General features: G+C 66.9%; 10 protein-coding genes and 2 tRNA genes. 8 read left to right on the forward strand and 4 right to left on the reverse strand.

Annotated features, from left to right (window positions below):
• Positions 1-23 precede the first annotated feature (23 nt).
• Together V5F61_RS02135 and V5F61_RS02140 are read left to right on the forward strand one after the other, a co-directional pair.
• On the forward strand, positions 24-560 hold the full coding sequence (locus tag V5F61_RS02135) for a recombinase family protein (RefSeq protein ID WP_393990339.1): 537 nt from the start codon (positions 24-26) through the stop codon (positions 558-560).
• A 250-nt stretch (positions 561-810) separates the two neighbouring features.
• Complete coding sequence (locus V5F61_RS02140; protein WP_393990340.1) at positions 811-1545, forward strand: HNH endonuclease; 735 nt, start codon at positions 811-813, stop codon at positions 1543-1545.
• A gap of 40 nt (positions 1546-1585) precedes the next feature.
• Here the strand turns inward: V5F61_RS02140 and V5F61_RS02145 are convergent.
• The 3 genes from V5F61_RS02145 to V5F61_RS02155 form a co-directional block, all read right to left on the reverse strand.
• Positions 1586-1660, reverse strand: a tRNA-Glu gene (locus V5F61_RS02145).
• A gap of 175 nt (positions 1661-1835) precedes the next feature.
• On the reverse strand, positions 1836-3251 hold the full coding sequence (glnA, locus tag V5F61_RS02150) for a type I glutamate--ammonia ligase (protein ID WP_393990341.1): 1416 nt from the start codon (positions 3249-3251) through the stop codon (positions 1836-1838).
• A 49-nt stretch (positions 3252-3300) separates the two neighbouring features.
• Positions 3301-3639: a P-II family nitrogen regulator gene (locus tag V5F61_RS02155; RefSeq protein ID WP_393990342.1), complete on the reverse strand. Its 339-nt coding sequence runs from the start codon at positions 3637-3639 to the stop codon at positions 3301-3303.
• Positions 3640-3891: 252 nt separating this feature from the next.
• Between V5F61_RS02155 and V5F61_RS02160 the strand changes: the two genes are divergently transcribed.
• Entirely contained in the window at positions 3892-5355 is a 1464-nt protein-coding gene (locus tag V5F61_RS02160; protein WP_393990354.1) for an NAD(P)H-hydrate dehydratase, read from the forward strand.
• Positions 5356-5407: 52 nt separating this feature from the next.
• Here V5F61_RS02160 and V5F61_RS02165 read toward each other — a convergent pair whose 3' ends face one another.
• Positions 5408-6646 (reverse strand): multicopper oxidase family protein, encoded by a 1239-nt coding sequence (locus V5F61_RS02165; protein ID WP_393990343.1) that lies wholly within the window; start codon positions 6644-6646, stop codon positions 5408-5410.
• Between the two features lie 362 nt (positions 6647-7008).
• Between V5F61_RS02165 and V5F61_RS02170 the strand changes: the two genes are divergently transcribed.
• From V5F61_RS02170 to lon, 5 genes are all read left to right on the forward strand, one after another.
• Positions 7009-7093, forward strand: a tRNA-Leu gene (locus V5F61_RS02170).
• A gap of 198 nt (positions 7094-7291) precedes the next feature.
• The gene (gene tig, locus V5F61_RS02175) at positions 7292-8644 is read left to right on the forward strand and encodes a trigger factor (protein WP_393990344.1); all 1353 of its coding nucleotides are present in this window, start codon (positions 7292-7294) and stop codon (positions 8642-8644) included.
• Positions 8645-8779: 135 nt separating this feature from the next.
• Positions 8780-9415 (forward strand): ATP-dependent Clp protease proteolytic subunit, encoded by a 636-nt coding sequence (locus V5F61_RS02180; RefSeq protein WP_393990345.1) that lies wholly within the window; start codon positions 8780-8782, stop codon positions 9413-9415.
• A gap of 472 nt (positions 9416-9887) precedes the next feature.
• Positions 9888-11156, forward strand: a complete 1269-nt coding sequence (clpX, locus tag V5F61_RS02185) for an ATP-dependent Clp protease ATP-binding subunit ClpX (protein WP_393990346.1) — start codon at positions 9888-9890, stop codon at positions 11154-11156.
• 291 nt (positions 11157-11447) lie between these two features.
• A complete protein-coding gene (gene lon, locus V5F61_RS02190) occupies positions 11448-13865 on the forward strand; it encodes an endopeptidase La (protein ID WP_393990347.1) in 2418 nt (805 codons plus the stop codon).
• The last annotated feature ends 163 nt before the right edge of the window (positions 13866-14028 follow it).

Below are 14028 nucleotides of genomic sequence, written 5' to 3' on the forward strand. Positions count from 1 at the left end.
CGTCCGCCCTTGGAGCCCCTGTCATGCCGCCCAAGGCCCGCCGTCGCGTCGCCCTCTACCTGCGTGTCTCCACCTCCGAGCAGACCACCGAGAACCAGCGCCGCGAGCTTCAGGCCGTGGCGGAGAAGGCGGGCTGGGAGGTGGTGGCCGTGTTCGAGGATGCCGGCATCTCCGGCGCCAAGGGCCGCGACCAGCGCCCCGGCTACGACGCCATGCTGAAGGCCGTGACGCGCCGCGAGGTGGACATGGTGGCCGCGTGGTCGGTGGACCGCCTGGGCCGCTCCATGGCGGACCTCGTGGCGTTCCTAGGAGAGCTTCACGCCCGTGGTGCCGACCTCTACCTGCACCAGCAGGCCCTCGACACCTCGACGCCCTCCGGCCGGGCCATGTTCCAGATGATGGGCGTCTTCGCCGAGTACGAGCGGGCCATGATCCGGGAGCGGGTGAACGCAGGGCTGGCGCGGGCGAAGGCGGAGGGCAAGAAGCTGGGGCGGCCCACGGTGGGCGCTGAGACGGAGGCTCGCATCAGGGAGCTTCGGGCGCAGGCATGGGAATGCTGAAGGTGGCGAAGACGCTGGGGGTGGGCGTCTCGGCGGTGCAGCGGGTGGTCGGGGAGGGGGAGTGAGGGCTGAAGGGCGTGAGCCCCACGGAGATCGCCGGGCGCCTCGGGATCGGTCGGGCGAGCGTCTACCGGTGCTTGCAGGAGGCGGCGGCGTAGCGGGGGGCGTCGCGGGCCGTCCCGTGTGACGTGTGCTTCCGCCCATCTGTAAATCACCAAAACAACAGCACACACGAACCGAGAAAGGCTACATGAACACCTCAAACACCTTATGGACAGTTCAAGGCCATGGTAGGCAGCGCGGCTACAAGGTAAAGCGCCCGCTTCAAGCGGACGCCAGCCATGTTTACATCCCGCTTGGTCATGACAAAGTCGCCATCGTGGACCGCGATGACTTCGATAAGGTGGACGGCTACAACTGGCACCTACACGCGGACGGCTACGCTGTTCGAGGGTGGCTCCGTAGCGAAAGTGGCTACCCCGGCGCCTGCTACCTGCACCGTTGGATTGCGGAGTGCCCCATCAACATGGAGGTGGATCACGTTGACGGCGATCCCCTCAATAACCGCAGGAGCAACCTGCGAATGGGGACGCATCGGGACAACCTGAACAACCGCAGAACTGGCAAGGTGGGGCGCGTCGGCCTCAAGGGTGTGAGATATGCCGGCGGGAGCTTCGGCGCGGGCGTCCAGCATATGGGTAAGCACTACCACCTAGGCACCTACCGCGATCCGCTTCATGCCTGGATAGCCGCATCCATCGCCCGCGAGCGCCTGCATGGCCGATTTGCGAACCACGGGCCTGACCCGTTCGAGGCCGCTGTCGGGAAGCGATTGGCAATCGCCTACGACATCTGGGGTCCTGGCTGGGGTCCCATTGCCTCTTTCTCAGGAGGCTTTGGGGCGGCAGTGATGCGCCTGCGGCGCCTTGGGGTACGCTGCGGGGGTACGGATTGGGGTACGCAAGCGCCTCTGGCGCACCTCTAATGCCCTGCTATTTCAGGAAATTTTATACGTAGAGGTAATATGGCGCGCCCTAGGGGAGTCGAACCCCTCTCTCCACCGTGAAAGGGTGGCGTCCTAACCGATAGACGAAGGGCGCTAAGCGCTCGTGCCTTATAGGCGGGGTGTTTTCGTTCGGCAAGCACCCGGCATCGAGTTTTCCAAAGGCATGCCGCGGGCTCGGGAAAAGAAAAGGGGCGCCTCGCAGGAGGCGCCCCAGTCGCAGAAACGTGCCGATGGACAGGTGCGGCCCGCAGGACGGGCCGCACGCCGCATCAGACCGAGTAGTACATTTCGAACTCGACCGGGTGCGGCGTCATTTCGAAGCGCATCACCTCGGCCATCTTCAGCTCGATGTAGGACTCGATGAAGTCCTTCTGGAACACGTCGCCCTTCAGCAGGTACTCGTGGTCGGCGGCGAGCGAATCAAGCGCTTCGCGCAGCGAGCCGCACACGGTGGGGATCTGCTTCAGCTCGGCCGGGGGCAGGTCGTACAGATCCTTGTCCATGGCGGAGCCGGGATCGATGCGGTTCATGATGCCGTCCATGCCGGCCATGAACAGGGCGGCGAAGGCGAGGTAGGGGTTCGCGCCGGGATCGGGGAAGCGGACCTCGACACGCTTGGCCTTCGGGTTGTTGGTGTAGGGGATGCGGCAGGACGCCGAGCGATTGCGCGCGGAGTAGGCCAGCAGCACCGGCGCCTCATAGCCCGGGACCAGCCGCTTGTAGGAGTTGGTCAGCGGGTTGGTGAAGGCGTTCAGCGACTTGGCATGCTTGATGATGCCGCCGATGTACCACAGGCAGTACTCGGACAGGTCGGCATACTTGTCACCGGCGAAGAGGGGCTTGCCCTCCTTCCAGATGGACTGGTGGACGTGCATGCCCGAGCCGTTGTCGCCGAAGACGGGCTTCGGCATGAAGGTCGCGGTCTTGCCGTAGATGTTGGCCACCTGGTGGATGCAGTACTTGTAGATCTGCAGGTGGTCGGCCATCGTGACCAGCGAGCCGAACTTCAGGCCGAGCTCGTGCTGGGCGGAGGCCACCTCGTGGTGGTGCTTCTCGACCACGGCGCCCATCTTGGCCATGGAGGCGAGCATCTCGGAGCGCATGTCCTGGGCGCTGTCGATGGGGGGCACCGGGAAGTAGCCACCCTTGGTGCGCACGCGGTGGCCGAGGTTGCCACCTTCATACTCGGTGTCGCCATTGGTGGGCAGCTCGACCGAATCGAGCTTGAAGCCCGTGTTGTACGGGTCGGCCTTGAAGCGCACGTCGTCGAAGATGAAGAATTCGGCCTCGGGGCCGAAATACACGGCGTCGCCGATGCCGGTGGACTTGGCGTAGGCCTCGGCCTTCTTGGCGATGGAGCGCGGGTCGCGGCCGTAGGGCTGGCCGGTGGTCGGCTCCAGCACGTCGCAGACGATGGAGATCGTGGTCTCCGAGAAGAAGGGGTCGATGGTGGTGGTGTTGGGGTCCGGCATCAGGAGCATGTCGGACTCGTTGATGGCCTTCCAGCCGGCGATGGAGGAGCCGTCGAAGGCGGTGCCCTCGGTCAGGAACTCCTCGTCCACCATGGAGATATCGAAGGTGACGTGCTGCCACTTGCCGCGCGGATCGGTGAAGCGCAGGTCGACGTACTTCACGTCCTCAGCCTTGATCTGCTCAAGAACGTCCTTGGCCGTCTTGGTCGTCATGTGGATGTCTGCCTTTCTGGGAAAAACTCAGGTGGAATCTTGGGAGGCGTCAGATGGCGTCGAGGCCGGATTCGCCGGTGCGGATTCGGATCGCTTCCTCTACCGGGGAGACGAATATCTTGCCGTCGCCGATCCGTCCCGTCTGGGCTGCGCGACGAATCGCATCGACCGCCTTCTCCACCATCTCGTCGGCGATCACGATCTCGATCTTCACCTTCGGGAGGAAGTCCACCACGTACTCGGCACCGCGATAAAGCTCCGTGTGACCCTTCTGGCGCCCAAAGCCCTTCGCCTCGGTGACGGTGATGCCCTGCAGGCCCACGTCCTGCAGCGCTTCTTTCACCTCATCGAGCTTGAAGGGCTTTATGATTGCCTCGATCTTCTTCATGCGCTCCGTCTCCCGGTGGCCCAACCCGCCGCCGCTGGGTCGGGCCGGCGAGGATTAAGCAGGATGCGTGCCACAAGGCTGTCCACGGGGGGATGCCGCCGCGAGGCCAGGGACAAGCTCGTGGTTGCACGAAAAATGACCAAAATGCCTAATAAATGTGCCGCCGCTGCTCGTCCGCTCAGCCGAAGCTGTGCATGAACTAGGCATCGCTGGAGGGAAACCAGAGTGTACGCGCTTCTTGATCCCCAGGAAATGAGCCGGGCCGACCGCCGCGCCGTCGAGATGGGCGTGCCCTCGCTCGATCTGATGGAAAATGCGGGGCGTGCGGTGGCCGAGGTCGTCGCGCGCAGGTCGCCCTCCGCACGCGTGCTCGTGCTGTGCGGCCCCGGCAACAACGGCGGCGACGGGTTCGTGGCGGCGCGCATCCTTGCCGGGCGCGGCTTTAGGGTCCATCTCGCCCTACTCGGCAGCCGCGAGCATCTCGCGGGGGATGCGGCCGCCATGGCCGCGCTGTGGGCGGGCCCGCTGGAGGATGCCCGCACGGTCGATCTCGCCGCCGCCGACCTCATCGTGGACGCGCTGTTTGGCGCCGGCCTCTCGCGCGATCTCGATGGCGACGCGCGCGCGCTGGTGGAACGCATGGCGGCCTGCGGGCGTCCGATCGTGGCGGTGGACCTGCCCTCCGGCCTCGACGGCGCCACCGGGCAGGTGCGGGGCGCCGCGGCCGCTGCAGTGGAAACGGTCACTTTCTTCCGCCGCAAGCCCGGGCACCTGCTGGAGCCGGGCCGGGGCCTGTGCGGCAGGGTGCGTGTCGCCGACATCGGCATTCCGGAGGCGGCGCTGGAGGTGGTGCGCCCGCGCGCCTGGGTGAACGGGCCCCAGCTCTGGGAGGAGGCATTCCCGGTGCCGCGGCGGAGCGGCCACAAATATGATCGCGGCCACGCGGTGGTGGTCAGCGGCGGCGCCTGGACCTGCGGCGCCGCACGGCTGGCCGCACGGGGCGCGCTGCGGGCGGGGGCGGGCCTCGTGACCGTGGCGTGCCCGGCGGCGGCGCTGCCGCTCCAGGCGGGCTCTTACGCCGCGATCATGGCGCGGCCCATGGAGGGGCCGGATGATCTTGCGGCCCTGCTCGCCGATCCGCGCCTGCATACGGTGCTGCTCGGCCCCGGCCTCGGGGTGGGGGAGGCGACGCGGCGGCTGGCCGCCCTGGCAGCGCCGGGCCGCCGGCTGGTGCTCGATGCGGATGCGCTCACTTCCTACGCCGGAGCCGCCGGTGCGGTGGCCGATCTCGCACGGCAGGCGCAGGCCCTGGTGGTGACACCTCATGACGGGGAATTCGCGCGCCTGTTCCATGAGGAGGCGGAGGTGTGCAACGCGTCCGGCAAGCTGGCGCGCACCCGCGCTGCGGCGGTGCGGCTCGGCGCCGTGGTGGTGCTCAAGGGGCCCGACACGGTGGTGGCGGCGCCCGATGGTCGCGCCGCAATTGCGGAGAATGCGCCGCCTTACCTTGCGACCGCCGGGGCAGGGGACGTGCTGGCGGGCATCACCCTCGGCCTGCTGGCGCAGGGCATGCCGGCATTCGAGGCCGCCTCCGCCGCGGTCTGGGTGCATGGGGAGGCGGCGCGCGCCGCCGGCCCCGGCCTCGTGGCCGATGACCTGCCGGAGGCGCTGCGCATCGTCTATGCCCGCCTCTATGACGCAGAGGGCGTCGTATAGGGCAAACGGACCGGCGCCGCGCCGCTGCGGGCGCCGGTTCCCGCGGCAGGGCTCAGGCCGTGACCTGATAGGTGCGGGCCGCCACGCGGGCGCTGTCGCCCGAGCGCTGGGCGACGATCGACCACGTGCCGGCGTTCTCGGCCTTGAAGGCGACGCGGGCGGTGCCTTTCGCCCGCACCGGAACGGTATCATGCCACCATGGGCTCCACCCGTCGTAATTGGCGTCGAGCAGGCGCACGGGGTGGCCGTCGATGCGCACCGTCACCGGCGCGTCGAGCGGGTTGTCCAGGGTGAGTACCACCACGCGTCCCGCCTTCACGCTGCCGAGGGAGGGGGGGGGGGCTTCCGCCGCGCCGCCTTCCAGCTTGAAGGTGAAGCGGGCGGCGTCGGAGAAGGGCAGCTCGGCCGGCAGGCCATTGCCGGGCAGGGGGGCCGGCGGGCCGCTGGGCGCGGTGCCGCCGGCGCCCACCGGCGTGACGATGGCGAGCTGCACCGGGTCCTGGCTGCTCTCGATGGAGAGGATGGCGGGGTCAGCGCCGCCGAGGGTGACAGCGAGGTCCACCCGCCCGCCGGGCGCGATCTGCACCCGCGAATCCTTCGGCGCGAAAGGCTCGGCCGGCTGGCCGTCCACCGCGATCACGTAGCTCTCGGGCGCGTTCACGCGGATGCGCAGGAACAGCGGCGTGGCATTGATAAGCCGCAGCCGCGTGCGCCCGCTCGCGGGGCCCTGGAAGGTGGGCGAAATGGCGCCGTTGACCGGGAACAGCGGCAGCCCCGTCTCCGGCGGGAAGCTCTGGATGAAAAGGACGTGGTCCGATTCGTAGGCGGGCGCCCCCTCTTCCTCCACCACGAGGGCGCCGGCGAGGGCGCGCCGGGCGAGGGCGGGGTCCGCCGCGTGGTACCAGAAGGTGCCGGCGTCGCGCGGGGTGAAGCCGATGTCCGCCTTGGCCCCGGCCGCCACCACCGGCGCGGAAGGATCGGTGCCCGCGGCGGTGCGCACGCCCTGCCATACCAGCGAGAGGTTCTCTTTCATCGCATTTTCGAGCGAGACGGAGAGCGCGGCGCCCTTCTTCACCCGCAGCACGGGGCCGGGCAGGGCCTGGTTGAAGAGCGCGAGCTGCCCCTGGCCGGCAAGCTCCGGAAGGCTGCCTTCCGCCGCCCGCAGGGCGTTGGGGCCGCCCTGGCCCTGGGCCGCCGCCGGCGGTGTGAGCGCGGGTAGGATGAGGGAGGAGCAGGAGAGGGCCGCCGCCCCCTTCAGTACGGTACGCCGGGAGAAGGTGTGCGTGCTCACGCGAAGCTCTCCAAAGGGGCACGGCCGCGCACCCGGTCGTGCTGCCCCTGGGGTCGGCGCCGGGTCGCTGCCGGGACCTTACTGACCTCGCGCGGAAAAGGGCAAGCGGCATTCGCGTCGGCCGCATCCTACGTGCCACAGCGCGGCGGGGTCATCCGCAGCGCGCCTTGCGCGGCCGGGGAAACCGCACCATTTTCTTGCTGCGCCCCGCGAAGAGCATGATATAAGCCGCGACCCGACCGGCGTTCGCGCGCCGGGTCGAGCCTCCCATGGCGCGTGCCCTTGCGGGACCGCGGCGATGGTTCGTGGCGGCACGGGGCAGGCAGCCTGTGGCCGAGGCCAAAGGCCGTCGGCTGCGGCACGCGGGCGTGGCGGAACTGGTAGACGCGCGGGATTTAGGTTCCCGTGACGCAAGTCGTGGGGGTTCGAAACCCTCCGCCCGCACCACGGTGCCGGTTTCATCCAGGTCGCAGCCGGTCGTTTTGCCGCAGCCCGCCGTGTCGCGTGGGCGCATCGGGCTTGCGCGGCCGGTGTCGGCGCTCCCTGAGGGGCGCGCTCCATCGCGTGGCCGCGGCGTCCGTCGTGGGAGCCACCGGATTCTCAAGTTCCCGCCCGGCGCGGCGGCAAGGATGTGAAGGCAAGACGATGCAGGTGACCGAGACCAAAGCCGAAGGCCTCAAGCACGCGTTCCGCGTGGTGGTTCCCGCCGCGGACCTGGACGCCAAGGCCGACGCGCGCCTCAACGAGCTCAAGGGCCAGGTGAAGCTCAACGGCTTCCGTCCCGGCAAGGTTCCGGCCGCGCACCTCAAGCGCGTGTACGGCAAGCAGATCATGAGCGAAGTGATCGAGCAGACCGTCAACGACACCAACGGCAAGATCGTCGAGGAGCGCGGCTTCCGCCTGGCGCTCCAGCCGAAGGTGAGCCTGCCGGAGGAGGATCCGCAGGGCCAGGGCCTGCTCGATGGCGGCAAGGATCTCGCCTACGACGTCGAGATCGAGGTTCTGCCCAAGATCGAGCTCGGCGACTTCAAGTCCATCGCCGTCGAGAAGCCGGTGCTTGAGGTGACCGACGCCGAGGTGGACGAGACCGTCCAGCGCATCGCCGAGGGCAACCGTCCGTTCGCCCCCAAGGAGGGCGCTGCAGCTGACGGCGACCGCGTCACCATCGACTTCGTTGGCTATGTGGATGGCGTGAAGTTCCCCGGCGGCGAGGGGCAGGACATCGACCTGCTGCTTGGCTCCAAGAGCTTCATTCCCGGCTTCGAGGACCAGCTGGTGGGCATCTCCGCCGGCGAGAGCCGCACCATCTCCGTGACCTTCCCGGAGGATTACGGCGCGGCTGAGCTGGCCGGCAAGGCCGCCACCTTCGAGGTGACCGCCAAGGCCCTTGCCGCTCCGGGCGAGGTCGCCGTGGATGACGAGTTCGCCAAGACCCTGGGCATGGAGAGTCTGGAGAAGCTCAAGGGCATGGTGCGTGAGCGCATCGGCGCCGAGCACGCCGGCGTCGCCCGCCAGAAGGTGAAGCGCGCCCTGCTCGACGCCCTCGACGGCCTGCACAAGTTCGAGGTGCCCGAAGGCCTCCTGAACCAGGAGTTCGAGGGTGTGTGGAATCAGGTCCAGCAGGATCTGGCCGCGCAGAAGCGCAGCTTCGCCGACGAGGGCACCACCGAGGAGGAAGCCCGCGTGGATTATCGCAAGATCGCCGAGCGGCGCGTGCGCCTCGGTCTGGTCCTTGCGGAAATCGGCGAGCGCAACAATATCCAGGTTTCCGACGACGAGGTGACGCGCGCGGTCGTGGAGCGGGCGCGTCAGTTCCCCGGCCAGGAACAGCAGGTTTGGGAGTTCTACCGCAGCAATCCGCAGGCGCTGGCTTCCGTGCGTGCCCCCCTGTTCGAGGAGAAGGTCGTCGACTTCCTGCTGGAGCTCGCCAACGTCACCGAGAAGCCGGTGACCAAGGAAGAGCTCTACAAGGTGGACGACGAGGACGCGGCGGCCTGACGAATCGGGTCGCTATCGTCCAGGATGAACCCGGGTGGCGCGCTTCGGCGTGCCACCGCTTGCGCCGTAGAAACGACAGCGCGACGGGACAGCAGATTTGAGCTGATCTGGACCGACAGCGCCTGAGGGCATCAGATGCGTGATCCTATCGATACTTATATGAATTACCTCGTTCCCATGGTGGTCGAGCAGACCAACCGTGGCGAGCGGGCCTACGACATTTACTCGCGCCTCCTGAAGGAGCGCATCATCTTCCTCACCGGCCCGGTGGAAGATGGCATGTCCACCCTGGCGGTGGCGCAGCTGCTGTTCCTGGAAGCGGACAATCCGAAGAAGGAAATCTCGATGTACATCAACTCCCCCGGGGGAGTGGTGACGTCGGGCCTCGCCATCTACGACACCATGCAGTTCATCAAGCCTGCGGTGTCGACCCTGTGCATCGGCCAGGCGGCCTCGATGGGCTCGCTGCTGCTGACCGCCGGCGAGAAGGACATGCGCTTCGCCCTGCCGAACGCGCGAATCATGGTCCACCAGCCTTCCGGCGGCTTCCAGGGCCAGGTGACGGACATCATGCTGCACGCGCAGGAAATCCTGAACCTGAAGAAGCGGCTGAATGAAATCTACGTGAAGCACACCGGCCAGGAGCTGAAGGCGATCGAGGATGCCCTCGAGCGCGACAACTTCCTGACCGCGGAAGCCGCGAAGGAGTTCGGCCTGATCGATTCGGTGATCGAGAAGCGGCCGACGGACGAGGCGCCCAAGAGCGCGTGACGGGGGCACGGCGGGCGCCCGCGGCAGGGCGTCCGGCGCGGTAATTGATCCGCTCCGGGGATGGTCCCTGTTTGTCCCCCTTGCGTGCGGTGCGAGATCGCGCTTGCATGTCCCTAAGCCGGCATCGGATGCCGCGTGTCGGCCCTCGCCCTCTGATGGCGGGGGTCGTCGCGTTTCAAGGCCATGTCGAAAGGGGCAGGGCCAGGGCTGACGGGGCCGAGTGACGACGCGATGGGGCAGGTGCCCCGGCGGGCGGCCGTGGTCCGCTTTAACCAGCGCCCATGATGCCGCGGGGAAACCCGCGCCGCTGCCTTGATCGCGCCGTTGGAGGGTGATTGGCTGGCGTTCGGCCATAGCCCGAATGGGACCGAAACGGGATTGGCGAGCTTCTTGCTTGGCCCAATCCCCCACTGGTGATCTGTACGACACAGGCGCGCTTTGTGTCCGTATCGATAGATCGTAGGAGACGAAGATGAGCAAGACCGGCGGCAGCGACAGCAAGAACACGCTTTATTGCTCGTTCTGCGGCAAGAGCCAGCATGAGGTCAGGAAGCTCATCGCCGGACCGACCGTGTTCATCTGCGACGAATGCGTCGAGCTGTGCATGGACATCATCCGGGAAGAGTCCAAGTCCTCGCTGGTGAAGTCGCGGGATGGGATCCCGACCCCGAAGGAAATCCGCAAGGTTCTCGATGACTATGTCATCGGCCAGGACCACGCGAAGAAGGTCCTTTCGGTGGCCGTGCACAACCACTACAAGCGCCTCAATCACGCCTCCAAGCATGGGGACGTGGAGCTCGCCAAGTCGAACATCCTGCTCATCGGCCCCACCGGCTCGGGCAAGACGCTCCTGGCGCAGACGCTGGCGCGCATTCTCGACGTGCCCTTCACCATGGCCGACGCCACGACCCTCACCGAGGCCGGCTACGTGGGCGAGGATGTCGAGAACATCATCCTGAAGCTGCTCCAGGCGGCCGACTACAATGTCGAGCGGGCGCAGCGCGGCATCGTCTACATCGACGAGATCGACAAGATCAGTCGCAAATCCGACAATCCGTCCATCACCCGCGACGTTTCGGGCGAGGGCGTGCAGCAGGCGCTGCTGAAGATCATGGAAGGCACGGTGGCCTCCGTTCCGCCCCAGGGTGGCCGGAAGCATCCCCAGCAGGAGTTCCTGCAGGTGGACACCACCAACATCCTCTTCATCTGCGGCGGCGCCTTCGCCGGGCTCGACAAGATCATTTCGTCGCGGTCCAAGGGCTCCACCTCCATCGGCTTTTCGGCCAAGGTGGCCCCGCCGGAGGATCGCCGCCCCGGCGAGCTGTTCCGCGAGGTCGAGCCTGAGGATCTGCTGAAGTATGGCCTCATTCCCGAGTTCATCGGCCGTCTGCCCGTGCTGGCGACGCTGGGCGACCTGGACGAGGAAGCGCTGAAGAAGATCCTGGCCGAGCCCAAGAACGCGCTGGTGAAGCAGTATCAGCGCCTGTTCGAGATGGAGAACGTGGATCTCACCATCCACGAGGAGGCGCTGGGCGCCATCGCCCGCAAGGCCATCGAGCGCAAGACCGGCGCGCGCGGCCTGCGGTCGATCATGGAAGGCATCCTGCTCGACACCATGTTCGACCTGCCGGGCCTGGAGGGCGTGGAGGAAGTGGTCATCTCCCGCGAGGTGGTCGAGCAGAATGCGCGCCCGCTCTATATCTATGCGGACCGCGTCGGTGACGCGGGCGCCAGTGCCTGAGGGCACGGCTCCGGCATTTTTCCCCCGCGCCGCAAGCGCGGGGGAATCCAGGCTTTTTGATCGATTGGACGTTTTTCTCCCGCCCCGCGCCGTTCTTCCGGGGTGCCTGCAGCAGCCCTTGAAACAGGCTGCTGGCGTATCCATGTTGTTGGGGAAAGATCCGGTCTCCGTGCTCGGACCTCATGCCTCCTGCGGTGTCCACCGCTTCAGCATCGAAAAGCCGTTCCGGTAACCCGGCCGCGTGCACGCGCGGCAGCGCCTTCGCGTGTGCACCAAAGAAAGGATTGGGTCATGACGAGCCAGAAGCCGCGCCCCCCGCTCGTTGCCGGTGTGTCGCAAGCTTACCCGGTGCTCCCGCTGCGGGACATCGTGGTTTTCCCTCATATGATCGTTCCCCTGTTCGTGGGCCGCGAGAAGTCGATCCGCGCCCTCGAGGAGGTCATGCGCGGCGACACTTACATCCTGCTCGCCACGCAGGAGAACGCGTCCGACGATGATCCCGCGCCCGACGCCATCTTTGGCGTGGGCACGCTCGCGACCGTGTTGCAGTTGCTGAAGCTGCCCGACGGCACCGTGAAGGTGCTGGTGGAGGGCGTCTCGCGCGCGCACGTCTCCCGCTACACCGACCGCACCGACCTCTATGAGGCGGAAGCCATCATGATCGAGGATGATCCCGGCGATCAGGTGGAGGCGGAGGCGCTTGCCCGCTCGGTGGTGAATGAGTTCGAGAACTATGTGAAGCTCAACAAGAAGGTGTCGCCCGAGGTCGTGGGCGTGGTCGGCCAGATCGACGACCACTCCAAGCTCGCCGACACCATCGCCTCGCACCTCGCGGTCAAGATTCCCGAGAAGCAGGCGGTGCTGGAGACCGTGAAGGTTTCCGACCGCCTGGAAAAGGTGCTCGGCCTCATGGAGAGCGAGATCTCCGTGCTGCAGGTGGAAAAGCGCATCCGCTCCCGCGTGAAGCGGCAGATGGAGAAGACCCAGCGCGAGTACTACCTCAACGAGCAGATGAAGGCGATCCAGAAGGAGCTGGGCGACGAGGACGGCAAGGACGACCTCCAGGAGCTGGAGGACCGCATCAAGCGGACCAAGCTCACCAAGGAGGCGCGCGAAAAGGCCACGCACGAGCTGAAGAAGCTCCGGCAGATGTCGCCCATGTCGGCGGAAGCGACCGTGGTGCGCAACTACCTCGATTGGCTGCTGTCCATCCCGTGGGGCGTGAAGAGCAAGATCAAGAAGGATCTCAACTACGCTCAGGAGGTGCTCGACTCGGAGCACTACGGCCTCGACAAGGTCAAGGAGCGCATCGTCGAGTATCTGGCCGTGCAGAGCCGCGCCAACAAGCTTACGGGCCCCATCCTGTGCCTTGTCGGCCCGCCCGGCGTGGGCAAGACCTCGCTCGGCAAGTCCCTCGCCAAGGCGACGGGCCGTGAGTTCGTGCGCGTGGCCCTCGGCGGCGTGCGCGACGAGGCGGAGATCCGCGGCCACCGGCGCACCTACATCGGCTCCATGCCCGGCAAGATCATCCAGTCCATGCGCAAGGCCAAGAAGGCCAACCCGCTGTTCCTGCTGGACGAGATCGACAAGATGGGCGCCGATTTCCGCGGCGACCCGTCCTCCGCCCTGCTGGAGGTGCTGGACCCCGAGCAGAACAAGACCTTCGCGGACCACTATCTTGAGGTGGATTACGACCTCTCGAACGTGATGTTCGTGACCACGGCGAACACGCTGAACATTCCGCCGGCCCTCCTGGACCGCATGGAAGTGATCCGCATCGCCGGCTACACCGAGGATGAAAAGGCGGAGATCGCGCGCAAGCACCTGATCCCCAACGCCCTGCAGAAGCACGGCCTGTCGACGAAGGAATGGTCCATCGACGACGCGGCGCTCACCACCGTGATCCGGCGCTACACCCGCGAGGCGGGCGTGCGTAACCTGGAGCGCGAGATCTCCACCCTCGCCCGCAAGGCGGTGAAGGAGCTCATGCTCTCCAAGAAGAAGTCGGTGAAGGTGACCGCCAAGAACCTTGAGGATTTCCTCGGGGCGCCGCGCTACCGCTATGGCGAGATGGAGACCGAGGACCAGGTGGGTGTTGTCACCGGCCTTGCCTGGACCGAGGTGGGCGGCGAGCTGCTGACCATCGAGGGCCTCATGATGCCCGGCAAGGGCAAGATGACGGTGACCGGCAACCTCAAGGACGTGATGAAGGAGAGCATCTCGGCCGCGGCGTCCTACGTGCGCTCGCGGGCGGTGGACTTCGGCATCGAGCCGCCGCTGTTCGAGCGCCGGGATATCCACGTCCACGTTCCCGAGGGGGCGACCCCGAAGGACGGGCCCTCGGCGGGCGTCGCCATGGCGACCGCCATCGTTTCGGTGATGACCGGCATTCCGGTGCGCCGCGACGTGGCCATGACGGGCGAGATCACCCTGCGTGGACGGGTGCTGCCCATCGGCGGCCTCAAGGAAAAGCTCCTTGCGGCCCTGCGGGGCGGCATCAAGAAGGTGCTGATCCCCGAGGAGAACGCCAAGGATCTGGCGGAGCTTCCTGCCAATGTGAAGAACGCGCTGGAGATCGTGCCGGTGTCGCGCATGGACGAGGTTCTCAGCAACGCGCTGGTGCGTTCGCCGGAGCCCATCACCTGGGAAGAGAAGCCGGTGAACGCCCCGGTGGGCGGCGAAGACTCCTCCGGAGTCGTTGCGCACTGAGGATTTGAGCCGGAAGGAAATATCCTTGCCGGCTCATTTTCCTGTCGCGGCACCGGCGTGGGTGCCTGCGGCGGGCGGCTCCGTGAAGACGGAGGCCCATGTGTTTGATTACAAGGGGTTAGAAGATGTTGGCGGGCGATCCGGATCATGGGTCGCCCGCTTT

The organism is Xanthobacter sediminis (assembly GCF_043195015.1).
In the GTDB taxonomy this organism is placed as follows: domain Bacteria; phylum Pseudomonadota; class Alphaproteobacteria; order Rhizobiales; family Xanthobacteraceae; genus Xanthobacter.